Annotated in this window: 18 protein-coding genes and 2 tRNA genes; 15 read left to right on the plus strand and 5 right to left on the minus strand. The window is 70.4% G+C overall.

Annotation, left to right across the window (positions count from 1 at the left end):
• Positions 1 to 181: 181 nt before the first annotated feature.
• From H0E84_RS02315 to H0E84_RS02385, 15 genes are all read left to right on the plus strand, one after another.
• Positions 182 to 826 carry a cation efflux transmembrane domain-containing protein gene (locus H0E84_RS02315; RefSeq protein WP_180677010.1) on the plus strand — a complete coding sequence of 215 codons (645 nt, stop codon included), beginning with the start codon at positions 182 to 184 and terminating at the stop codon, positions 824 to 826.
• Between the two features lie 322 nt (positions 827 to 1148).
• The gene (locus H0E84_RS02320) at positions 1149 to 1469 is read left to right on the plus strand and encodes an ArsR/SmtB family transcription factor (protein WP_180677011.1); all 321 of its coding nucleotides are present in this window, start codon (positions 1149 to 1151) and stop codon (positions 1467 to 1469) included.
• A gap of 150 nt (positions 1470 to 1619) precedes the next feature.
• On the plus strand, positions 1620 to 2648 hold the full coding sequence (locus H0E84_RS02325) for an ArsJ-associated glyceraldehyde-3-phosphate dehydrogenase (protein WP_180677012.1): 1029 nt from the start codon (positions 1620 to 1622) through the stop codon (positions 2646 to 2648).
• Between the two features lie 166 nt (positions 2649 to 2814).
• Positions 2815 to 4077 carry an organoarsenical effux MFS transporter ArsJ gene (gene arsJ / locus H0E84_RS02330; protein WP_180677013.1) on the plus strand — a complete coding sequence of 421 codons (1263 nt, stop codon included), beginning with the start codon at positions 2815 to 2817 and terminating at the stop codon, positions 4075 to 4077.
• Positions 4078 to 4340: 263 nt separating this feature from the next.
• Complete coding sequence (locus H0E84_RS02335; RefSeq protein ID WP_180677014.1) at positions 4341 to 6992, plus strand: TonB-dependent receptor; 2652 nt, start codon at positions 4341 to 4343, stop codon at positions 6990 to 6992.
• 396 nt (positions 6993 to 7388) lie between these two features.
• Entirely contained in the window at positions 7389 to 7880 is a 492-nt protein-coding gene (locus H0E84_RS02340) for a CinA family protein (RefSeq protein WP_180677015.1), read from the plus strand.
• Between the two features lie 40 nt (positions 7881 to 7920).
• Positions 7921 to 9606, plus strand: a complete 1686-nt coding sequence (ubiB, locus tag H0E84_RS02345; protein ID WP_180677016.1) for a 2-polyprenylphenol 6-hydroxylase — start codon at positions 7921 to 7923, stop codon at positions 9604 to 9606.
• Positions 9607 to 9639: 33 nt separating this feature from the next.
• Positions 9640 to 10287 carry a transcriptional repressor LexA gene (lexA, locus tag H0E84_RS02350; protein ID WP_180677017.1) on the plus strand — a complete coding sequence of 216 codons (648 nt, stop codon included), beginning with the start codon at positions 9640 to 9642 and terminating at the stop codon, positions 10285 to 10287.
• A gap of 204 nt (positions 10288 to 10491) precedes the next feature.
• Positions 10492 to 11532 carry a recombinase RecA gene (gene recA, locus H0E84_RS02355; RefSeq protein WP_180677018.1) on the plus strand — a complete coding sequence of 347 codons (1041 nt, stop codon included), beginning with the start codon at positions 10492 to 10494 and terminating at the stop codon, positions 11530 to 11532.
• Positions 11533 to 11581: 49 nt separating this feature from the next.
• Positions 11582 to 12073: a regulatory protein RecX gene (locus H0E84_RS02360; protein ID WP_180677019.1), complete on the plus strand. Its 492-nt coding sequence runs from the start codon at positions 11582 to 11584 to the stop codon at positions 12071 to 12073.
• 159 nt (positions 12074 to 12232) lie between these two features.
• Positions 12233 to 14863, plus strand: coding sequence for an alanine--tRNA ligase (gene alaS, locus H0E84_RS02365; protein WP_180677020.1), 2631 nt, complete (start codon positions 12233 to 12235; stop codon positions 14861 to 14863).
• Positions 14864 to 15013: 150 nt separating this feature from the next.
• Positions 15014 to 15220, plus strand: a complete 207-nt coding sequence (csrA, locus tag H0E84_RS02370; protein WP_180677021.1) for a carbon storage regulator CsrA — start codon at positions 15014 to 15016, stop codon at positions 15218 to 15220.
• A gap of 75 nt (positions 15221 to 15295) precedes the next feature.
• Positions 15296 to 15388, plus strand: a tRNA-Ser gene (locus H0E84_RS02375).
• A gap of 110 nt (positions 15389 to 15498) precedes the next feature.
• Positions 15499 to 15575: transfer RNA gene (locus tag H0E84_RS02380), tRNA-Arg, on the plus strand.
• Between the two features lie 121 nt (positions 15576 to 15696).
• On the plus strand, positions 15697 to 16521 hold the full coding sequence (locus tag H0E84_RS02385) for an EcsC family protein (RefSeq protein ID WP_180677022.1): 825 nt from the start codon (positions 15697 to 15699) through the stop codon (positions 16519 to 16521).
• Here the strand turns inward: H0E84_RS02385 and H0E84_RS02390 are convergent.
• The 5 genes from H0E84_RS02390 to H0E84_RS02410 form a co-directional block, all read right to left on the minus strand.
• Positions 16482 to 17378 carry an alpha/beta hydrolase family protein gene (locus H0E84_RS02390; protein WP_345776255.1) on the minus strand — a complete coding sequence of 299 codons (897 nt, stop codon included), beginning with the start codon at positions 17376 to 17378 and terminating at the stop codon, positions 16482 to 16484. The two genes, H0E84_RS02385 and H0E84_RS02390, sit on opposite strands and share 40 nt — an antisense overlap.
• Positions 17375 to 18181: a bifunctional hydroxymethylpyrimidine kinase/phosphomethylpyrimidine kinase gene (thiD, locus tag H0E84_RS02395; protein WP_180677023.1), complete on the minus strand. Its 807-nt coding sequence runs from the start codon at positions 18179 to 18181 to the stop codon at positions 17375 to 17377. The genes H0E84_RS02390 and thiD overlap by 4 nt, the downstream gene beginning before the upstream one ends.
• Positions 18182 to 18186: 5 nt before the next feature.
• A complete protein-coding gene (locus H0E84_RS02400) occupies positions 18187 to 19896 on the minus strand; it encodes a SulP family inorganic anion transporter (protein ID WP_180677024.1) in 1710 nt (569 codons plus the stop codon).
• Between the two features lie 3 nt (positions 19897 to 19899).
• Positions 19900 to 20151 carry a helix-turn-helix domain-containing protein gene (locus H0E84_RS02405; protein ID WP_180677025.1) on the minus strand — a complete coding sequence of 84 codons (252 nt, stop codon included), beginning with the start codon at positions 20149 to 20151 and terminating at the stop codon, positions 19900 to 19902.
• 148 nt (positions 20152 to 20299) lie between these two features.
• Positions 20300 to 21697 carry a PhoH family protein gene (locus H0E84_RS02410; RefSeq protein ID WP_180677045.1) on the minus strand — a complete coding sequence of 466 codons (1398 nt, stop codon included), beginning with the start codon at positions 21695 to 21697 and terminating at the stop codon, positions 20300 to 20302.
• Between the last annotated feature and the right edge of the window lie 102 nt (positions 21698 to 21799).

Consider the following 21799-nt stretch of genomic DNA (forward strand, 5'->3'; position numbering starts at 1 on the left):
CATTGTAGCGGCCGCCCCCGGGCGGCCGCTGCCGCGGCTCCGGGCAGGGGCGTGAGACCGCCGGTAGCACCGGACGCGCACGGCGCGCGCAGTGGCGCAAGGTCGCCGCGCCGGGTCGAAGCGTCCCCGGCGCGGCGTCCGGCTTCCGGGGCGTCGTTGCGCGGAGCGCTATGCTGTTCGCATGGGCGACTCGTGCTGCGGCAAGTCGATCGAGGTCCGGGCCCTGCAGGCGCGGCAGCGTCGTGTGCTGGTCATGGTGCTGGCGATCAACGCGGCGACGTTCCTGATGATGGTGGCGGCGGCGTTCGCGGCGGGCTCCTCGTCGCTGCTGTCCGGCGGGCTGGACAACCTCGGTGACGCGCTGACCTATGCGCTGAGCCTGGCGGTGGTCGGCGCAAGCCTGCGGGCGAAGGCCTGGGTGGCGGTCTTCAAGGGGGTGCTCATTCTTGCCGCCGCGATCGCGGTGGGGGTGCAGATCGCGTGGCGCCTGGCGCACCCGGCGGTGCCGCTGTTCGACACCATGGGCGCGGCCGCGCTGCTCAACCTGGGGGCCAATGCCGCCTGCCTCTGGCTGCTGGCGCCGTACCGGCATGGCGACGTCAACATGTCCTCGGTATGGGAGTGCTCGCGCAACGACGTGTGGGAAGGCGGGGCGGTGCTGGCCGCCGCGGCGGGGGTCTGGGCGTTCGGCAGCGGCTGGCCCGACCTGCTGGTCGCGTGCGCCCTGTTGCTGCTGTTCCTGCGCTCGGCGCTGCGTGTGCTCGGTAGCGCCCGGCGCGAGCTCGCGGCGGCGCAAGGCGCCGCGCCGGAGATCCGCGGCGGCTGACGAGAAAAGCTCACCGCTCATCGCTCATCGCTCATCGTTCGGCGGTCGGCGGTCGGCGGTCGGCGGTCGGCGATCGGCCGGCGCGCCGGCGGGGGTCGGCATCGAACGCGCACCTCCAGATCAGAAGCGCGTGCCCAGGACCCCGGCAACGGCAGCCCGGTGGGCGGGCGGCGCACGTCACCTGATCCCGGACCGCCGGGGTGGGCGCTCACCCGGTCGAGTCGCGACCTTCGTCGCTCCCATCGCTGCCGGAGAAGCGGGCGCGGTACGCGATCCATCCGTGGTCAGCTATTAATTCAAATATTCCAGTATGATGGAATCAATGCAGACCGCCGCCGCACTCGATGCCCTGTCCGCGCTGGCGCAGAAATCCCGCCTGGCGCTGTTTCGCCACCTGGTCCAGCTCGGGCCCGGTGGCGCCACCCCGGGGGAGTTGGCCGAGGCGCTGGGCCTCGCCGCCACCACGCTCTCGTTCCACCTCAAGACCCTGGCCCAGGCCGGGCTGATCGAGGCCGAGCAGCACGGCCGAAGCATCACCTACCGCGCCGACTTCGCCGCGATGCAGGGGCTGGTCGACTATCTCACCGAGAACTGCTGCGGCGGCGACCCCGCACGCTGCGCACCCAGGGCAGCGCGGCGGTGACGGTGGCGGCTGCCATGGCTCCCACGGTGGCCGGCGCTGTCGATTCCATCCGAAAGACGCCCTCGCTTTCACGCGGGTTGCCGCTGCCGGTGGGCTCGTGGGGGAGATCACGGTGCGCAATGCTTTGATTCACTGGCTGGAGTTCCGCACATGAGCATCAAGATCGGGATCAACGGGTTCGGCCGGATGGGTCGGCTCGTCCTGCGCGCGGCGCTGGAACGCGACGATCTCGCATCCGCGTCCGAATTCGTCCGCATCAACGATCCCGCCGCCGACGCGGCCACCCTGGCGCATCTGCTCGCCTTCGACTCGATCCATGGACCCTGGCGGCGCGAGATCGGCCACGAGGGAGACGCGCTGGTTGTCGATGGCCGCCGGATCCCGGTCGCACGCAACCGCGGCATCGCCGACACCGACTGGTCGGACTGCGACGTGGTGATCGAAGCCTCGGGGCGGTTCCGGAAGCAGGAAGCCCTGCAGCCCTATCTCGACCAGGGCGTCGCGCGCGTGGTGGTGACCGCGCCGGTGAAGCAACCTGGCGTGCTCGACGCCGTGGTCGGGGTCAACGATCACCTGTTCGACCCACTGGCGCACCGTATCGTCACCGCGGCCTCGTGCACCACCAACTGCCTGGCGCCGGTGGTCAAGGTGATCCACGAGGGGATCGGGATCCGCCACGGCAGCATCACCACCATCCATTCGCTCACCAACACTCAGACCATCGTCGACGCCGCGCACAAGGACCTTCGCCGCGCCCGCGCCTGCGGCAGCAGTCTGATTCCTACCTCCACCGGTTCGGCCACGGCGATCGCGGAGATCTTCCCGGAGTTGCGCGGGCGCCTGGACGGCATTGCGGTGCGAGTGCCGCTGACCAACGCCTCGCTCACCGATTGCGTGTTCGAAGTCGAGCGCGCCACCACGGTGGAGGAGGTCAACGGACTGCTGCGTGCGGCCACGCTGCAAGGCCCGCTACAGGGCATCCTTGGCTACGAGGCGCGGCCGCTGGTGTCGATCGACTACCGCACCGATCCGCGTTCGTCGATCGTCGACGCGCTGTCGACCCGGGTGATCAACGGCACCCAGGTCAAGATCTACGCGTGGTACGACAACGAGTGGGGCTATGTGAATCGCACCGCCGAGCTGGCGCTGAAGGTGGGGCGGGCAGGGCCGCCGGCGTGACCACCCGTCCGGAGCCGGCGCAGCCGATCGCGCAGCCGAGCAAGCTCGGCTCTACCAGGGCGCGACGTAGAGCGGAGCTTGCTCCGCTGCTCCCGGCTCCGGAGCCGGCATAGCCGAATGGCGCAGCCGAGCGAGCTCGGCTCTACAGGGGGAATTTGGGACCGGCATGAACCACGCACCGTCGCCATCGCCGTCGCCGTCGCCATCGTCGCCCGGGCTGCGCCAGTACGCGCTGGTGACCGGAAACTACTGGGCCTTCACCCTCACCGACGGGGCGTTGCGCATGCTGGTGGTGCTGCATTTCCACCAGCTCGGCTACGCGCCGCTGCAGATCGCGCTGCTGTTCCTGTTCTACGAGTTCTTCGGTGTGGTCACCAACCTGGTGGGCGGCTGGCTGGGCGCGCGCATCGGCTTGAACCGGACCATGAACATCGGTCTGGGCCTGCAGATCGTGGCGCTGGCGATGCTGGCGGTGCCGAGCGCATGGCTGGCCGTGCCGCTGGTGATGACGGCGCAGGCGCTGTCGGGCATCGCCAAGGACCTCAACAAGATGAGCGCCAAGAGCAGCGTCAAGCTGCTGGTGGCCGACGGGGCCCAGGGCACCCTGTATCGCTGGGTTGCGGCACTCACCGGTTCCAAGAACGCACTCAAGGGCGTCGGCTTCTTCGTCGGCGGCGCGCTGCTGACCTGGCTGGGCTTTCGCGGCGCGGTGCTGGGGATGGCGGCCGCGCTGGCGCTGGTGTGGATCGCCAGCCTGCTGCTGCTGCGCCGGGACCTGGGTCGCTCCCGGGCCAGGCCGAAATTCAGCCGCATCCTGTCCAAGAGCCGGCCGGTGAACGTACTGTCGGGGGCGCGAATGTGCCTGTTCGGCGCGCGCGACGTCTGGTTCGTGGTGGCGTTGCCGGTGTACCTGGCGACCGCCCTGGGCTGGGACCACTGGCAGGTCGGCGGGTTCCTGGCCTGCTGGGTGATCGGCTACGGCCTGGTCCAGTCGCTGGCTCCGCGCATCACCGGTCGCGGCCAGGCGCACTTGCCGGACGGGCGCACCGCGCTGGGCTGGGCCGCCGTGTTGGCGGTGGTGCCTGCGGGGATGGCGGCGTTGCTGGCCGCGGACGCCTCGCCCCAGGTCGTGCTGGTGGCGGGCCTGGGGCTGTTCGGGCTGCTGTTCGCGGTGAATTCCTCGTTGCACAGCTACTTGATCGTCAGCTACGCCGACGAGGACGGGGTATCGCTGGACGTGGGCTTCTACTACATGGCCAATGCCCTGGGGCGGCTGCTGGGCACGCTGCTGTCCGGCTGGATCTACCAGGCGTCGGGGCTGGTCGCCTGCCTGGTGGTGTCGGCGGTGCTGATCGCGCTCGCCGCCATGGTTTCGGGCGGCCTGCCGCGGCACCGCGTCGCCGTCGGCGTGGACCGGCAGGGCGGGTAGCCCGGCGCGATCCGACGGCCCGATCGAAAGGCCAGGTCCGGGTCGACACCCCCGGAGCAATCCGCCGGACCCGGCCCATTGGTCACGTACGCCACCGTCCGGAATTATGTTAGCTTTCCGTAATGCGCGTGATGGCGGCGCGCTGGACCAGTCCCCCACACGGGTCCCCGCCGCCGCCCCGGCCCGTCCGCGGGCGCGCATGCCGCCTCGCACGGCGGGTCGCAGATTTTCGGTTCAACGTACATCCACGCTAGGGGGACGCAATGCTTTCGCAGCAGCCGAAACACAAGATTCTTGCCACTGCCGTGCTGGTCGCACTGGTCTCCATGACGCAACTGGAAGCCGCGCACGCGCAGGACGTACCGCCCGCTGCCGACGCCGACGAGCCCACCACGCTCGCACGGATGGTGGTGACCGCGCAAAAGCGCGAGGAAGTGCTGCAGGACGTGCCGATCTCGGTCACGGTGATGGACGAGCAGCTGATCCGCGACACCGGCGTGCGCGACATCAAGGACATGCAGGTGCTGGTACCCGGCCTGACCGTGACCAGCACCCAGAACGAGGCGATCACCACCGCGCGCATCCGCGGCATCGGCACCGTCGGCGACAACGTCGGCCTGGAGTCGTCGGTCGGCGTGGTGATCGATGGCGTCTACCGGCCACGCAACAGCGTCGGCTTCGGCGATCTCGGCGAAATCGAGCGCATCGAGGTGCTCAAGGGCCCGCAGGGCACGGTGTTCGGCAAGAACACCTCGGCCGGCGTCATCAACGTGATGACCCGTCGCCCCAGCTACACCCAGAGCGTGGAAGGCGAGGTCACCGTCGGCAACTACGGTGCGATGGGGGTGTCCGGCGCCTACAACGACGCCTTCAACGACAACGCCGCCTTCAGCGTGTACGCCGCCAAGCGCAAGCGCGACGGCTGGATGGACGTGCGCACCGGCGGCGGCCCGCGCACCGAGGACGAAGACTACGACCAGAACTACCACACCCTGCGCGGCAAGCTGCTGCTGGAGCCCACCGACAGCGTGGACATCCAGTTCGCTGCCGACTTCACCAGCCGCGAGGAGAACTGCTGCACCGCCGTGCAGCTGGTGACCGGAGGCACCGCGCCGATCATCCAGGCGCTCGGCGGCGGCGACGCCATCGCCATGCCGGCCGATCCGTTCGCGCGCGTGGCCTACAGCAACCGCTCGACCTCGCAGGACATCAAGGACAAGGGCGTGTCGGCGCAGGTCGACTGGGAGCTCGGCGCGATGGGCGGCGCCACCCTCACCTCGATCACCGCCTACCGCGAGTGGCAGGCGATCAACGGCCTGGACTTCGACTTCACCACCGCCGACATCATCTACCGCAACGCCGACGAGGACGAGTCCTTCTCGGGCTTCGAGACCTTCAGCCAGGAATTCCGCCTCACCGGCTCCACCGACAGCATCGACTGGATGGCCGGCTTCTTCTATTCCGACGAGGACCTGGCGCGCAACGATTCCTACCGGGTCGGCGCCCACTACGAGCCCTACCTCTCCACGCTGGTGTACCAGAACGTGGCCCAGAGCCTGGGTGCGGCCGGCATTCCGCTCGACAACCCCCTGGGGTTGCCGGCGGCGGCCTTCCTATCCCAGGTGAGCGGCGTGCCGTACGGCAGCAACTTCGGCGGCCTGGGCGCGCTCGACCGTCACGACCAGAGCGCCAAGAGCATGGCGCTGTTCACCAACAATACCTGGCACGCCACCGACGCGCTCGACCTCACCGTCGGCCTGCGCTACACACGCGAGGAGAAGGAGCTGCGCTCGGTCTACAGCAATCCGAACGGCAGCCTCGGCTGCGGTTCGGCGCTGATCGACCAGAATCCGGCGAATCCGGCGCGGTTCGCGCAACTGCGGTCGGCGCTGGCGTCCCGGAGCACGGCCTTCGCCTCGCTGCCGGCGCCGGTGCAGGACGCGATCATGGCCCAGACCGGCCCGGGGATCGCCGGGTTCATGTGCCTGCCCTGGGCCAACGCCCTGCACAACGGGCGCGCGACGTTCCAGGAGCGCACCGAGAACGAGTGGTCGGGCACCCTGAAGGCGTCCTACCGCTGGAACGAAAGCCTCATGACCTACGCCTCGGCCGCGCGCGGCTACAAGGGCGGCGGCTTCAACCTGGACCGCGTGCAGTCCTCGAACGGATTGTCCAGCGGCGGCCCGGGCATCACCCCGGTCGACGACACCTCGTTCCCGGGCGAGTTCGTCAACAGCTTCGAACTGGGCGCCAAGACCACCTTGGCCGACGGCAACCTGCTGCTCAACGCCACGGCTTTCCACCAGACCTACGACGACTTCCAGCTCAACAGCTTCCTCGGCACCAGCTTCGTGGTGCGCTCGATCCCGGAGGTGGTGTCCAAGGGCATCGATACCGAGATCCTGTGGCAGCCTGCCGCGGTGTCCGGGCTGATGCTGCAGGGCGGCCTGATGTACACCGACACCAAGTTCGGCGACGACATCCCCGGGGCGGACTTCCAGGCCCCGAACGGCGCGCTCTACAAGCTGCCGGGCGCGCGCATGCCGTTCGCCCCCGAGTGGTCCGGGTCGATCTCGGCGACCTACGAATGGGACGTCGGCGACCGGCTGGTAGCGCGCTTCAACACCGGCGCCAAGTACATGTCGGACTTCAACACCGGCTCCGACCTCGACGCCGAGAAGCATCAGGACGCCTATACCGTGGTCAACGCACGGCTTGGTTTCGGGTCCCGCGACCGCCGCTGGATGGTGGAGCTGTGGGGGCAGAACATCTTCGACGAGGACTACGTGCAGGTCGGCTTCGACGGCCCGCTGCAGGCGGTCGGCAGTCCGCAGCCCGGCGACCCGATGAACACCTACAACGCCTTCCTCGGCGCGCCGGCCACTTACGGAGTCACCTTCCGCCTGCGTTACTGACCGCGGGCCCGACGCTGGGCTCCCCGCGGCTTTCGCGGACACGGGCCGCTCCTGCAGAGGAGCGGCCCGTCCCGTAGGAGCGTGCCATGCACGCGAAAACCGGCGCGGGCGGCAATGCCCGCACTCGCCGCCACGCCCCTCGGAGACTCCCGCGGCCTTCGCGGCCATGGGCCGCTCCTACAGGTGAGGCGGCCTGCGGTGCCCGTTGGGAGCGTGCCGGGCACGCGAAGCCGACGCGGCCGGCCCGGCCCGCGATCACCGCCTGCCACGCCGAAGCCTCCCGCGGCGTTCGCGGCCATGGAGCGCTCCTACGGGTCAGGCGTCCCAGCCCGGCGGGTTTCGCCGGATGGCGGGATCGGCTACAACGGGCCTTACCCCCCTTCGAACCCCAGCCGCATGACCGTTCCCTCGGACGAAGAACTCCACGCACTGGCCGCCCGGGTCGGCGAACGCCTGCGCGAAGCCCGGCACCGCCTGGTCACAGCCGAGAGCTGCACCGGCGGCTGGATCGCCAAGACCGTCACCGACCTGCCCGGCAGCTCGGACTGGTTCGACTGCGGCATGGTGGCGTACAGCTACGAGGCCAAGCAGGCGATGCTTGGGGTCAATCCCCATACTCTCGAGCAGGAGGGGGCGGTCAGCCGCGAGACCGTGGTTGAGATGGTGTCCGGAGCGCTGGTGCATTCCGGCGCCAGCGTGGCGGTGGCGGTGACCGGGATCGCCGGCCCAGGCGGCGGCACCGAGGACAAGCCGGTCGGCACCGTGTGGATCGCCTGGAAGGGCAGGGGCGGCTACCCGCGCGCGGAACTCTTCCAGTTCGCAGGCAATCGCGAGGCGGTGCGCCGCCAGACCGTGGCCGCGGCGCTGCTGGGTCTGGACGCGCTGTGAATTCGCCGGCACGCGGCGACCGCGCGCGGGGGACGAGCTGATGTGGGAGACGCTGGGCACGGTGCGCGACCTGGGGCGGCTGCAGGAGATCGCCTCGGTGCTCATCCGCTACGGCTTCGGCGACGTGGTCAGGCGCATCGGCATGGCCGGCGCCCTGGAGCGCGCCGGGCGCCTGCTGCACTGGCACCACGCCGAGGAGAGGGCGCGGATGGAGTCTCCGGCGCGGCTGCGGCACGCGCTGGAGGAGCTCGGGCCGACCTTCGTCAAGCTCGGCCAGGTGCTCGCCACCCGTGTCGACCTGTTGCCGCCGGAGTGGATCGCCGAGCTGGGCGGGCTGCAGAACGCGGTGCCGGCGCTGCCCTGGGAACGGATCCGTCCGCAGTTGCTCGAGGACCTGGGCCGCGATCCCGAGGAACTGTTCCTCCGCCTCGAGCGCGAGCCGCTGGCGGCCGCCTCGCTGGCGCAGGCGCACCGCGCCTGGCTGCCCGACGGCACCGCTGTGGTGCTGAAAGTGCGGCGGCCCGGCATCCGCGAGGTGATCGAGGCCGACCTGCGGCTGCTGGCGCGGCTGGCGGAGATCGTCGAGGTGCAGGCGCCGGACCTGCAGCGCTACCGGCCCAGGGAAATCGTGCAGCAGTTCGCCGCGTCGCTGCGGCGCGAACTGGACTTCGCCGCCGAGTGCCGCAACGCCGAGCGCATCGCCGCCAACTTCGCCGGCTTCGACGGCATCCTGATCCCGCGCGTGCACTGGCAGTGGACCTGCGAGCGGCTCAACGTGCAGGACCACGTCGACGGGATCCCCGGCGGCGATCTGGCCGCGGTCGACGCTGCCGGGCTGGACCGTCGCGCGCTGGCGCGCACCGGAGCCGCCATCGTGCTGAAGATGGTGCTCGAGGACGGCTGGTTCCACGCCGATCCCCATCCCGGCAACATCTTCTACCTCGCCGACGGCCGCATCGCGGTCATCGACTTCGGCATGGTCGGGCGCATCTCCGGGCAGCGCCGCATGCAGGTGGCGCAACTGCTGCACGGCCTCGTGGCGCAGGAGGCCGAGGCGGTGAGCGACATCCTGCTGGAGTGGACCGACGGCGGCGTCGACGTCGACGAAGGGCGGCTGCAGTCCGATACCGAACTGTTCGCCGAACAGTACCGCGGCGTACCGCTCAAGGACCTGCGGATGGGCGCGATGCTCATCGAGATCACCGCCATCCTGCGCCGCCACCGGCTCAGCCTGCCGCCGGACCTGGCATTGATGATCAAGGCCTTCCTGACCCTGGAGGGCCTGGGACGCCAGCTCGACCCGGACTTCGACATGGCGGGCGAGGCGCGCCCGTACGTCGAGCAGGCCATGCTGCAGCGCTACTCGCCACAGACGCTGGCGCGCAGGGGAAGGCGCAGCGTGGCAGGGCTGGTCGACCTGCTCGCCGACCTGCCGCGCGACCTGCGCCGGCTGCTGCAGGCCGCGCGTCGCGGCCGCATGCGCGCGCAGATCGAGGTGCCGACCCTGGACGCGTTCGGCGACCGCATCGACCGCGCCGCCAACCGCATGACCATGGGGATCGTCACGGCGGCGCTGATCATCGGCTCCTCGATCGTCATGAACAGCGTCGGCGGGGGCATGCCGAACCGCTGGCTGATGGCGCTGGGCGTGCTCGGCTTCGTCGGCGCCGCGCTGGCGGGGGTGTGGATCCTGTTCTCGATCTGGCGCAGCGGCCGCCGGCGTTGACCTCCTCGGCGGTTAGTAGTATTACTACTAACCATGAAGCTCACCGCCACCCAGCAGGCCGTGCTCGCCCTGATCGCCGAGCGCATCGAGGCCGAGGGCATGCCGCCCTCGCAGGCCGAGATCGCGCGCGCCTTCGGCTTCGCCGGCGTCCGCGCCGCGCAATACCACCTCGAGGCGCTGGAGGCGGCGGGCGCGATCGAGCGCCTCCCCGGCCGCGCCCGCGGGATCCGCCTGCTGGTCGCCCCCGAGACGCCGCAGCGGCAACTGCCGCTGCACGAAGCCGGCGCCGAGGACACCGCGCTGCGGCTGCCAGTGCTGGGCCGCGTGGCCGCCGGTGCGCCGATCGGCGCCGACGTCGGCTCCGAGGACTACGTGGTCCTGGACCGCGTGCTGTTTTCGCCGGCGCCCGACTACCTGCTCAAGGTCAAGGGCGATTCGATGCGCGACGAGGGCATCTTCGACGGCGACCTGATCGGCGTGCACCGCACCTCCGATGCGCGCTCCGGGCAGATCGTCGTTGCCCGGATCGACGAGGAGATCACCGTCAAGCTGCTCAGGCTCGGCCGCGACCGCATCCGCCTGCTGCCGCGCAATCCCGACTACGCGCCGATCGAGGTGCTGCCGGACCAGGACTTCGCCATCGAGGGCCTGTACTGCGGCCTGGTGCGGCCGAACCGGTGACCGACGTGGCCCGCCGCCGCCGGGATGCCGCCTGCAGGGCGCTGCGCGCGGCGTTTTCCGACAGGCGGCCGCGGTATTCCCGGCTTGGCCGGGCCGCCGGGGTCGGCACAATGAACCCTGCCTCCGCGGCCGTCGCAGCCCGTGCGATCCGCCGCCACTAGATTGCCAGTCAACCCGAACAGACAACCCGCGAGGACCACCACGATGGACGAGAACAAGAAGCGCGCGCTTTCCGCGGCCCTGACCCAGATCGAGAAGCAGTTCGGCAAGGGCTCGGTGATGCGCATGGGCGACGGCACCGCACAGGTGTGGGAGTCGATCCCCACCGGCTCGCTGCAGCTCGACATCGCCCTGGGCATCGGCGGCCTGCCCAAGGGCCGCGTGGTGGAAATCTACGGTCCCGAGTCCTCGGGCAAGACCACGCTGACCCTGCAGACCATCGCCCAGTGTCAGAAGCTCGGCGGGACGGCGGCATTCATCGACGCCGAGCACGCGCTCGATCCGGGCTATGCCACCAAGCTGGGCGTCAACATCGACGACCTGCTGGTCTCCCAGCCGGACACCGGCGAGCAGGCCCTGGAGATCGCCGACATGCTGGTGCGCTCCAACGCCGTCGACATGGTGGTCATCGACTCGGTCGCCGCGCTCACCCCCAAGGCCGAGATCGAGGGCGAGATGGGAGACCAGCTCCCCGGCCTGCAGGCCAGGCTGATGAGCCAGGCGCTGCGCAAGCTGACCGGCAACATCAAGCGCAGCAACTGCATGGTGTTCTTCATCAACCAGTTGCGCCACAAGATCGGCATCATGATGCCGGGGCAGAGCCCGGAAACCACCACCGGCGGCAATGCGCTCAAGTTCTACGCCTCCGTGCGCCTGGACATCCGCCGGATCGGCGCGATCAAGAAGGGCGACGAGATCATCGGCAACCAGACCAAGATCAAGGTGGTCAAGAACAAGATGGCGCCGCCGTTCAAGCAGATCATCACCGAGATCCTCTACGGCGAGGGCATCAGCCGCGAGGGCGAGCTGATCGACATGGGCGTGGAGGCCAAGCTGGTCGAGAAGGCAGGTGCCTGGTACAGCTACGGCAAGGAGCGGATCGGCCAGGGCAAGGAGAATGCGCGCCAGTACCTGAAGGAGAATCCTGAGGTCGCCGCCAAGCTGGAGGCGGCGCTGCGCGCCCAGTTCGTGCCGGCCGATATCAAGCCGGAGGCCAAGGAGGCCGAGGAAGCGGAGGAGGCCTGATCTCGAGCCCGGCCCCGTCACGCGGTGCCGGGCTGGTAGTGCCGGCACCATGCGCGACTCTCCACGACGCCGACGCAAGCGGCCCGAGCCCACCCCCGCGCAGCGCGCGTTGGGGCTGCTGGTGCGGCGCGAACATTCGCGCCGCGAACTGGAGCGCAAGCTGGCGGCCCGCGGCGTCGAACCGGAGGAAGCGACCCGCGCAGTCGCGCGCATGGCTGCCGAGGGCTGGCAGGACGACACCCGCTTCGCCGCCAGCCTGGCGCGCTCCCGCGCCGTTGCGGGGTACGGTCCGCTGCGGATCCGGGTCGAGCTGGACTCCCACGGCCTGGACGCCGGCGTGGTCGAGGCCGCGTTCGCCGCCCTGGCCGAGGACGGCGAGGACGACTGGGATGCGCGCGCCCGCGAGCTGGTCGAGCGCCGTTTCGGCGACTTCGGCCCGGAGGATTTCGGACGCCGGCGCAAGGCCGCCGAGTTCCTGATCCGGCGCGGCTTCGGGGTCGGCAGCGCGCGCCGGGCAAGCGGATTCGACCCCGAGGACTGAACGCAGCTTCAGCGGGACGGGCGGGGCGCCGCCTCCGGGACAGCCAACCGGGCGGCCGTCCTGCTACCCTTGCGGGATCGGGTTGTCAGCTCCACGTCGTGGCCGCATCTGGCGGTCGGGCGCCGGACCGGCGCCCTTCACGCATTCCCACGCCCGACGATGAAGACCACTTCCGAGATCCGCCGCGAGTTCCTCGACTTCTTCCGCGGCAAGTCCCACACCATCGTGCCCTCTGCGTCGCTGGTCCCCGGCAACGACCCGACCCTGCTGTTCACCAATTCCGGCATGGTGCAGTTCAAGGACGTGTTCCTGGGCGCCGAGAAGCGCAGCTACGTGCGCGCTGTCGACGTGCAGCGCTGCCTGCGCGCGGGCGGCAAGCACAACGACCTCGACTCGGTCGGCTATACCGCGCGCCACCACACCTTCTTCGAGATGCTCGGCAACTGGTCGTTCGGCGACTACTTCAAGAAGGAGGCGATCGCCTGGTCCTGGGAGCTGCTGACCGAGGTCTGGAAGCTGCCGGCCGAGCGCCTGCTGGTGACGATCTACGAGACCGACGACGAGGCCTACGGCATCTGGCGCGACGACATCGGCCTGCCGCCTGAGCGCATCATCCGCATCGGCGACAACAAGGGCGCGCCCTACGCCTCGGACAACTTCTGGCAGATGGCCGACACCGGCCCCTGCGGTCCGTGCACCGAGATCTTCTACGACCACGGCCCGCATATTCCCGGCGGCCCGCCCGGCTCGCCCGAAGAGGACGGCGACCGCTTCATCGAGATCTGGAACCTGGTGTTCATGCAGTTCGACCGCCAGCCCGACGGCGCCCTGCTACCGCTGCCGGCGCCCTGCGTGGACACCGGCATGGGCCTGGAGCGCCTGGCCGCGGTGCTGCAGGGCGTGCACAGCAACTACGAGATCGACCTGTTCCAGGCGCTGATCCGCCGCGCCGGCGAGCTCACAGGCACCGCCGACCTGGGCAACAAGTCGCTGCGGGTGATCGCCGACCACATCCGCGCCTGCAGTTTCCTCATCGTCGACGGCGTGCTGCCCTCCAACGAGGGTCGCGGCTACGTCCTGCGGCGGATCATCCGCCGCGCGCTGCGCCACGGCTGGATGCTGGGCGTGCGCGAGCCGTTCTTCCACCGCATGGTCGAGGCCGTGGACACACTGATGGGCGAGGCCTACCCCGAGCTGCGCGCGGCCCGCGAACTGGTCGAGCGCGCGCTCCGGGCGGAGGAGGAGCGCTTCGCCGAGACCCTCGACTCGGGCATGCGCATCTTCGACGACATCGCTGCGCGCAGCGGCGCCACCATTCCGGGCGAGGACGCCTTCCGGCTCTACGACACCTACGGCTTTCCTCTCGACCTCACCGCCGACATCGCCCGCGAGCGCGGCCTGGACGTGGACGTGGCCGGCTTCGACGCGGCGATGGCGCGCCAGCGCGAGACCGCCCGCGCCGCCGGCAAGTTCTCCTCGGCCGCGGGCCTGCCCGCAGACCTGGTGGCCAGGTTGCAGCCCACGCAGTTCCTCGGCTACGACCAGCTGCGGTCCGGTGGCCTGGAGGTGGTGGCGCTGCTGCGCGACGGCCGTCCGGTCGAGACGATCGCCGCCGGCGAGCAGGCCGTGGTGGTGCTGGACCGTACGCCGTTCTACGCCGAATCCGGCGGCCAGGTCGGCGACGTCGGCGAGCTCGACGAGCAGGGCGTGCGTTTCCGGGTCGAAGACACCCAGAAGTTCGCCGGCCAGTTCCACGGTCATCTCGGTCGGCTCGAGACCGGGGCGCTGCGCGTCGGCGATCGCGTGCTCGGATCGGTCGACGAGGCCCGCCGCGGGCGCACGGTGCTCAACCACAGCGCCACCCACTTGCTCCACGGCGCGCTGCGCGGGCTGCTCGGCAGCCACGTCGCCCAGAAGGGATCGCTGGTGGCGCCGGACCGGCTGCGCTTCGATTTCTCGCATTTCGAGCCGGTCGACGCCGGGCGGATCGCCGAGATCGAACGCCTGGTGAACGCCCAGGTGCGCGCCGACCACCCGGTCGAGATCCGCGAGATGGACATGCAGCAGGCCCTGGATGCCGGTGCGATCGCCCTGTTCGGCGAGAAGTACGGCGAGCGCGTGCGCGTGGTCAGGATGGGCGAATCGGTGGAGCTCTGCGGGGGTACCCATGTCGGCCGGACGGGCGAGATCGGGCTGTTCCGGCTGGTCTCGGAGAGCGGGGTGTCCGCCGGCGTGCGCCGGGTGGAAGCGCTGACCGGCCAGGCCGCGCTCGACCACGTCGCCTCCGAGCAGCGGCAGCTGCAGCAGGCCGCCAGCCTGCTCGGCGGCACCACCGCCGAGGTCGCCGACAAGCTGCGCAGCCTGCTGGAACGCCAGAAGCGCCTCGAGCGAGAACTCGAGGCGCTCAAGGCCAAGGCCGCCAGCGGCGCCACCGCCGACCTGGCCGGATCCGCGGTCGAGGTCCACGGGGTTCGCGTCCTGGCGGCACGGCTCGAGGGCTTCGACGCGAAGGCCCTGCGCGAAGCGACCGATCGCCTCCGGCAGCAGCTGGGCGACGCCGTGGTCGTGCTGGCGGGTGCCAGCGACGGCAGGGCGGCGCTCGTCGCCGGGGTCAGCGGCGCGGCCGCCGGCAGGATCCGCGCGGGGGAACTCATGTCCCATATCGCCGGTCAGATCGGCGGCAAGGGCGGCGGCAGGCCCGACCTGGCCCAGGGCGGAGGCGACGACGGCCCTGCACTGGCACAAGCGTTGCAGGGAGTGGAGGCGTGGGTCTCCACGCGACTTTCATGACTGCAGCGTGACTTTTCACCTACTCGCGCGCGACCGGCGGCCGCTATCATGGTCGTTTGTCGTTATTGGTTCCCAAGAGCGCGGCGGAGGCCATCTCGACGGCTTCCGCCCGCCGCTGGCGGATGCCCCGCCGGTTCATGGAGAGTTCTCATGTTGATTTTGACTCGACGCGTCGGAGAGACCCTGATGATCGGCGACTCCGTCACGGTCACCGTGCTGGGCGTCAAGGGGAACCAGGTCCGTATCGGTATCACTGCGCCGAAGGACGTGGCGGTTCACCGAGAGGAGATCTACCAGCGCATCCACCGCGGTGAGGGCACCGAGCCCCCCTCCGGGGGCAGTGGAACGGACGGTTGAGGGTTTGCCGCGTTCGCGGCGAGCCGGTATCCTGCGCTGGCGTTCGCGCCAGCGCGCGACCGCGGCGCTGCCAACGGAGAGTTGCCCGAGTGGCTGAAGGGGCTCCCCTGCTAAGGGAGTATGGGGCTTAAAACTCCATCGAGGGTTCGAATCCCTCACTCTCCGCCATCCCCTCCGGGGATGGCTCCGAGTTCACGATTTCCGGCCCGGCGCAGCGCGCCGGATGTTCGCGCGGAATTGACGAACCGCGGGAGCGCCGGTCATAATTTCCGTTCTGCGCGCCCGTAGCTCAGTTGGATAGAGCACCAGGCTACGAACTTGGGGGTCGGAGGTTCGAATCCTTCCGGGCGCGCCATTCATGATCGAGGGCCGATGGGCAACCATCGGCCCTCTTTTTTTGGTCTGCGCCGACCATGTCGGCCGCGCCGTGGGTGGAGCGGTGGCTCGTCCCCGCCGTGCGGGAGTATCGTTGCGCCATGCACGCACTCGTCCCGCTGCTCTCCGAGTCCGACCTGCACGATCTGCGCCGGGCGCGGGGCATGCTGGAGAGCCCGGGCCTGGCCGCACAGCTGGCCAATGCGGTCGGGGCGCCGATGGAGTACGTCTTCGCCCGGCGGCTGCCGGCCCCCGTCACCCGGCTGATCAACAGCACCACCCGCAAGGCGCTGGAGCAGTCGTTGCGGCTCGCCACGGCCACCCTGGACGCGGATGCGCGCAACCAGCCGGCGCGCAGCGGCGTCCACGCGGCGGCCGTGGCGACGACCGGCGCGCTGGGCGGCGCCTTCGGACTGTTCGGCCTGGTGCTGGAGCTGCCCGTCACCACCACGGTGATCCTGCGCTCGATCGCCGACATCGCCCGCAGCGAAGGGGAGGATCTCGCCGATCCGGGCGCCACCCTGGCCTGCTTCGAGGTGCTCACCATGGGCGGGCGCAGCCCTCGCGACGACGGCGCCGAATCCGGCTATTTCGCCGCGCGTGCGGTGCTGGCGCAGCAGGTGGCGGCGGCCGCGGAGTACATCGCCGCGCACGGGCTGGTGAGCAACGGCGCGCCGGCGATCGTGCAACTGCTGGCGGCGATCGCTTCGCGGTTCTCCATCAACGTCACCAAGAAGGTCGCGGTACAGAGCGTGCCGGTGATCGGCGCGGTCAGCGGCGCGACGCTCAATACGCTGTTCATGCGGCATTTCCAGCGCATGGCGCGCGGCCATTTCACCGTACGGCGGCTGGAGCGCCGGGTCGGCGCGGCCGCGGTACGCGAAGCCTATCTCGCGCTGGAGCCGGAGGACGCCGCGGCCGCCTGAAGCGCGCCGTCGCGTCCGGCCTCGTCCAGCAGCGCCTCCGCTAGCGCTTCCGGCTGTCGCATCCAGGAGAAGTGGTCGGCGGGAACTCCCAGCGCTTCCGCGCCGAGCGTGGTCGGCGCGGTCCCGGGAGCGCCGAGTTTCGAGAGCAGGAACCGCAACGACGACGCCGGCGCCAGCCAGTCGTCGCGCAGTAGCACCGCATCGACCGGGGCGGTCACCTTGGCGAGCGCGGCCTCGAGGTCGGCGTCCAGGCCGGCGGCGGCGTAGCGTCCCGCCAGTCCTGTACGGGCCCAGTCGCGGATCAGGCTGCGCGCCTCGGTGCCGCCGAAGCCGATGGCGCGGCCGGGCAGGGCGCCGCGGCGGAACGCGAGCCATGGCAGGAAGCGGTAGGCCAGCGGCAGCAACAGCCGCCGCGGCGCCGGGAACGCGCGCCAGTACGGCGCCCCGCTGGCGACCAGCCAGATCCGTTGTGCGCTCTCCGGCGACAGCGCCAGCCGGCAGCACGCGAGCTGCCCCCCCAGGCTGTGGCCGCCGATCAGGCGCGTCGCCGCCGGCAGGTCCGCGCTGATCGCTGCCTCGCTCGCGGGAAGGTCGAGGGTGAGCAGTTCACGGTAGCCCCAGTCGCGATCGCGCGAGGCGCGCAGGTCGCTGCTGCCATGGCCTCGCCATTCGTGCACGTACACGGCCACGCCCTCAAGCGCCAGCGCGTCGGCGAAGGGGAGATAGTGCTTCGCGGCCACGCCCAGCGCCGGCAGCCACAGCAGCATCGCGCGTGGCTGCGGCGGGATCCGTCCCGCCAGCGACCAGCGGTGGCCATCCGGCCCCCGCACCGCGAGCTCGCGGCCGGCAACCGTCACGGGGCGGCGCCGATATGATCGAGCACCAGCACCTCGCTGCGTCCGGGCGCGTAGCCTCCGGCGAGCGCGCGATGCACGTAGCCGGTCGCGGCGACACAGGCTTCGCGCAGCGGCAGCCCCAGGCACAGCTGTGCCGTCACCGCCGAGGCCAGGGTGCAGCCGGTGCCGTGCGCCGAATGCGGCAGGCGCCGATGGGTGAGCTCCTGCACGCCGTCCGCGTCGGCGTAGAGGTCGAGCACGGTGTCGGCATCCTCCTCCAGGTGTCCGCCCTTGAGCAGCACCGCCCCGGCACCGCACCCGAGCAGGGCGCTGCTGGCCGCGCGCATCGACGCGCGGTCCCGGATCCGGATGCCGAGCAGCAGTTCCGCCTCGGGAAGGTTGGGCGTGAGCAGCGCGGACTTGGGCAGCAGCCGATGGCGCAGGACGTCCAGCGCCGCGTCCTCGAGCAGCCGTGCGCCCGAGGTCGCGACCATGACCGGGTCGAGCACGATCGGGACGGGTGCGCGCGCCTCGAGCGCGTCCGCCACCGTGTTCGCTGTTTCCGCGTTCGCCAGCATCCCGAGCTTGACCGCGCCGATGGCGAAATCGTCGAAGCAGGCGTCGATCTGGGCGCGCAGGAAGTCCGCGGGCGGCACGTGCACCGCGGTGACGCCGCGGGTGTGCTGCGCGGTAAGCGCGGCGAGCGCCGACAGGCCGTGCACGCGGTGCGCGGCGAAGGTCTTGAGGTCGGCCTGGATGCCGGCGCCGCCGCCGGAGTCGGAGCCGGCGATGGCGAGCGCGCACACGGGGCGGGGGGCTTGCATGCGCGCTATTGTGCAACGGATCCTGGCGACGGCGCCTTTTCGGCGGCGATGCTCTCGGCCAGCAGCAGCGCGCGCTCGAAGTCGGACGCGAAACGCACCTGGCCGTCCCTGCCCAGCGCCATGTCGGCCAGGATCCGGTTCGGCTGCGCCTGCAGCCCCGAGACGATCAGCACGATGCCGCGGCGCCGGCAGCGGTCGGCCAGCGCCCGGAGTGCGTGCACGCCGCTGGCGTCGATGATCGGCACCAGCCGCATCCGCAGGATGAATGCCCGCGGCGTTTCGACGAACTGGTCCAGCAGGTTGTCCAGGCGGTTGGCGGCACCGAAGAACAGTGGCCCGGAGATCCGGTAGACCTCGACCCCGGCCGGCAGCCGTTGGCGCTGCCGGCCTTCCGCATCATCGCCTTGGCCATTGTCGTCGTCCGGATGCATGCCGCCGCTGATCTCGACCGACTCCGACATCCGGAACATGAAGACGAACGCGGCCACCACGATTCCCGCCTGGATCGCCACGGTGAGGTCGACGAACACGGTCAGGAAGAAGGTCAGCAGCAGCACCAGGCGGTCGCCCCAGGGCGCCGACAGGGTGTGGCGGAAGTGCTGGTGCTCGCTCATGTTCCAGGCCACCACCAGCAGCACCGCGGCCAGTGCCGCCAGCGGCACGTGCCGCATCAGCGGCGCGAACAGCAGCAGGAACACCAGCAGGAAGCCCGCGTGCAGCATCCCGGAAACAGGAGAGCGCGCGCCGGCGCGCACGTTGGTGGCGGTGCGCGCGATCGCGCCGGTCGCCGGCAGCCCTCCGAACAGCGCCGAGCCGACGTTGGCCACGCCCTGCGCGACCAGTTCGCCGTTCGAGCGGTGGCGACCGCCGGTCATCCCGTCGGCAACCACCGCCGATAGCAGCGATTCCACCCCGGCCAGGAAGGCGATGGTGAACGACGCGGGCAGCAGCTCCAGGGTGCGTTCGAACGGAATCTGCGGAATCGAGAACGCCGGCAACGCCGACGGCAGGCTGCCGAAGCGCGTGCCGATGGTTTCGGCCGGGAGCGCGAGCGCCACCGCGACTGCCGTGCATGCGCTCAAGGCGATCAGGAACCCCGGCCATTTCGGTTTCCAGCGCCGCAGCGCGACGATGATCAGCAGGCCGGAGACCACCAGCGCCACGGCCGTGGGCTGGGTGGTCCCCAGATGCCTGCCGTAGGCGATCCAGCGCTCGACGAACTCGGCCGGGACCTGCTCCATGCGCAGCCCGAGCGCATCCTTGATCTGGCTGGAGAAGATGCTCACCGCGATGCCGGCGGTGAAGCCGGTGATCACCGGCTGCGGCATGTACTTCATCAGCGTGCCCAGGCGCAGCAGGCCCGCGGCGATCAGCATCAGCCCGGCCAGCAGCGTGCACAGAATCAGCCCGCCGTAGCCGAACTCGGCGATCACCCCGAACACCACCGGGATGAACGCCGCGGTGGGCCCGCCGATCTGCACCCGCGAGCCGCCCAGCGCCGAGATCAGGAACCCGGCGACGATCGCGGTGGTCAGGCCCTTGTCCGGGGTGGTGCCGCTGGCGATCGCCAGCGCCATCGCCAGCGGCAGCGCCACCACCGCCACGGTCAGCCCGGCGACGGCGTCGGCGCGCAGGTCGCCCCAGCCGTAGCCGCGGCGCAGCACCGCGAGCAGCTTGGGCTCGAACTGCTGCCGCAGCGACTGGGGGCGATCCATGGGCTAGACGGGATCCTTCAGGCGCACACCGCGCCCGCGCCCCTGGCTGGGTTGCTCGTTGCCGATGAGTTCCACGCCCGCTGCGTCCAGCGCCTCGACGATCCTGGTCAGCGTGCCGACCACGCCGCGGACGTCGCCGCGGCTGGACTCCATGCGCTGGATCGTCGGCAGGGAGACACCGGCCATCGCCGCCAGGGTGCGCTGGTCGATGCCGAGCAGGGCCCGGGCGGCGCGCAGTTGGGCGGCGGAGATCATGCCGGTCTCCCGGGGCGGACGTCGAGGCCATTCTTGCGCCACAAGCTTGCCTATGCAATCTCATGACCAATATCGTGATGTCTGATACATCACGATGCTGCAGGTTGCCGCTCCGGGCGCCTGTCTCTGGGGGCGCTCCCCGCGGCCGCTACAGCACTTCCGAAGCGTAGTCGGCCAGCCGCGAACGCTCGCCGCGGCGCAGGGTGACGTGGGCGCTGTGCTCCCAGGTCTTGAAGCGATCCACCGCGTAGGTCAGGCCGGAAGTGGTCTCGGTGAGGTAGGGCGTGTCGATCTGCTCGACGTTGCCCAGGCAGACGATCTTGGTGCCCGGGCCGGCGCGGGTGATCAGCGTCTTCATCTGCTTCGGGGTGAGGTTCTGCGCCTCGTCCAGGATCAGCCAGCGGCTGAGGAAGGTGCGCCCGCGCATGAAGTTAAGCGAGCGGATCTTGATCCGCGAGGCCAGCAGGTCGTTGGTCGCCGCGCGGCCCCAGCTGCCGCCTTCCTGGTTGTGGGTCAGCACTTCCAGGTTGTCGGTCAGCGCGCCCATCCACGGCGTCATCTTCTCCTCCTCGGTGCCGGGCAGGAAACCGATGTCCTCGCCGACGCTCACCGTGGCGCGGGTCATGATGATCTCGCGGTAGCGCTGCTGGTCCATGGTCTGGGCCAACCCCGCCGCGAGCGCCAGCAGGGTCTTGCCGGTGCCGGCGGTGCCGAGCAGGGTGACGAAGTCGATCTCGGGGTCCATCAGCGCGTTGAGCGCGAAGTTCTGCTCGCGGTTGCGCGCCAGGATGCCCCACACCGCGTGCTGGCTGCTGCGGAAGTCGTCGACGATCTGCAGGGTAGCGCGGTCGCCCTCCACCCTGGACACGCGGAACTCCGCCTCCTCGTCGCCGGGCAGGTAGAGGTACTGGTTCGGGTGCCAGTCGTCGGCTTCGCCGGGGCGCACCTCGTAGTAGGTGCGGCCCTTGTCGGTCCAGGAGCGCAGGTCCTTGCCGTAGCGCTGCCAGAAGTCCTCCGGCAGCGCGGTCGCGCCGGTGTAGAGCAGGCTGAAATCGTCCAGCGCGCGGTCGTTCTCGTAGTCCTCCGAGGCGATGCCGGCGATCGCCGCCTTGATCCGCAGGTTGATGTCCTTGGAGACGAAGACCACCGGCAGGTCGGCGTCGGCGTGCTGCAGCACCTGGATGGCGTGGATGATGTCGTTGTCGGGCACCCGGCCGTCGGCCTGCAGGCGGCCGTCGAGCGCGCCGGTCTGGAAGCGCAGCCGGCCGATGCTCTCGGCGCCGCGCAGCTGCAGGCCGTTCGGGCGGCTGAGCAGCAGGCCGGGAGCGATCCGCTCGGTGCCCTGCGATTCGATCAGCTCGTTGATGAAACGGCTCACCTGGCGCGCGTTGCGGCTGGCCTCGGAGGTGCCCTTCTTGCCGTTGTCGAGCTCCTCGATCACCTGCATCGGCAGGTAGACGTCGTGCTCCTCGAACTTGAACAGCGCGGTCGGGTCGTGCATCAGCACGTTGGTGTCGAGCACGTAGATGCGCTTGCCTTTGGTCATCATCGGCTTGTCGTTCGCCTGGTGGGGTGGTGTTGGACGGAAAACGCGCAGCGGCAGTTCGCCGCGGCCCGCGGGGCGGGGCGGCGAACGGGGCGGGCGGGG

It is taken from the genome of Luteimonas salinisoli (assembly GCF_013425525.1).
GTDB lineage: Bacteria > Pseudomonadota > Gammaproteobacteria > Xanthomonadales > Xanthomonadaceae > Luteimonas > Luteimonas salinisoli.

Coding starts and splice junctions, on each gene's coding strand:
- H0E84_RS02315 (WP_180677010.1), top strand. CDS start 182: ATGGGCGACTCGTGCTGCGGCAAGTCGATCGAGGTCCGGGCCCTGCAG.
- H0E84_RS02320 (WP_180677011.1), top strand. CDS start 1,149: ATGCAGACCGCCGCCGCACTCGATGCCCTGTCCGCGCTGGCGCAGAAA.
- H0E84_RS02325 (WP_180677012.1), top strand. CDS start 1,620: ATGAGCATCAAGATCGGGATCAACGGGTTCGGCCGGATGGGTCGGCTC.
- arsJ (WP_180677013.1), top strand. CDS start 2,815: ATGAACCACGCACCGTCGCCATCGCCGTCGCCGTCGCCATCGTCGCCC.
- H0E84_RS02335 (WP_180677014.1), top strand. CDS start 4,341: ATGCTTTCGCAGCAGCCGAAACACAAGATTCTTGCCACTGCCGTGCTG.
- H0E84_RS02340 (WP_180677015.1), top strand. CDS start 7,389: ATGACCGTTCCCTCGGACGAAGAACTCCACGCACTGGCCGCCCGGGTC.
- ubiB (WP_180677016.1), top strand. CDS start 7,921: ATGTGGGAGACGCTGGGCACGGTGCGCGACCTGGGGCGGCTGCAGGAG.
- lexA (WP_180677017.1), top strand. CDS start 9,640: ATGAAGCTCACCGCCACCCAGCAGGCCGTGCTCGCCCTGATCGCCGAG.
- recA (WP_180677018.1), top strand. CDS start 10,492: ATGGACGAGAACAAGAAGCGCGCGCTTTCCGCGGCCCTGACCCAGATC.
- H0E84_RS02360 (WP_180677019.1), top strand. CDS start 11,582: ATGCGCGACTCTCCACGACGCCGACGCAAGCGGCCCGAGCCCACCCCC.
- alaS (WP_180677020.1), top strand. CDS start 12,233: ATGAAGACCACTTCCGAGATCCGCCGCGAGTTCCTCGACTTCTTCCGC.
- csrA (WP_180677021.1), top strand. CDS start 15,014: ATGTTGATTTTGACTCGACGCGTCGGAGAGACCCTGATGATCGGCGAC.
- H0E84_RS02385 (WP_180677022.1), top strand. CDS start 15,697: ATGCACGCACTCGTCCCGCTGCTCTCCGAGTCCGACCTGCACGATCTG.
- thiD (WP_180677023.1), bottom strand. CDS start 18,181: ATGCAAGCCCCCCGCCCCGTGTGCGCGCTCGCCATCGCCGGCTCCGAC.
- H0E84_RS02400 (WP_180677024.1), bottom strand. CDS start 19,896: ATGGATCGCCCCCAGTCGCTGCGGCAGCAGTTCGAGCCCAAGCTGCTC.
- H0E84_RS02405 (WP_180677025.1), bottom strand. CDS start 20,151: ATGATCTCCGCCGCCCAACTGCGCGCCGCCCGGGCCCTGCTCGGCATC.
- H0E84_RS02410 (WP_180677045.1), bottom strand. CDS start 21,697: ATGACCAAAGGCAAGCGCATCTACGTGCTCGACACCAACGTGCTGATG.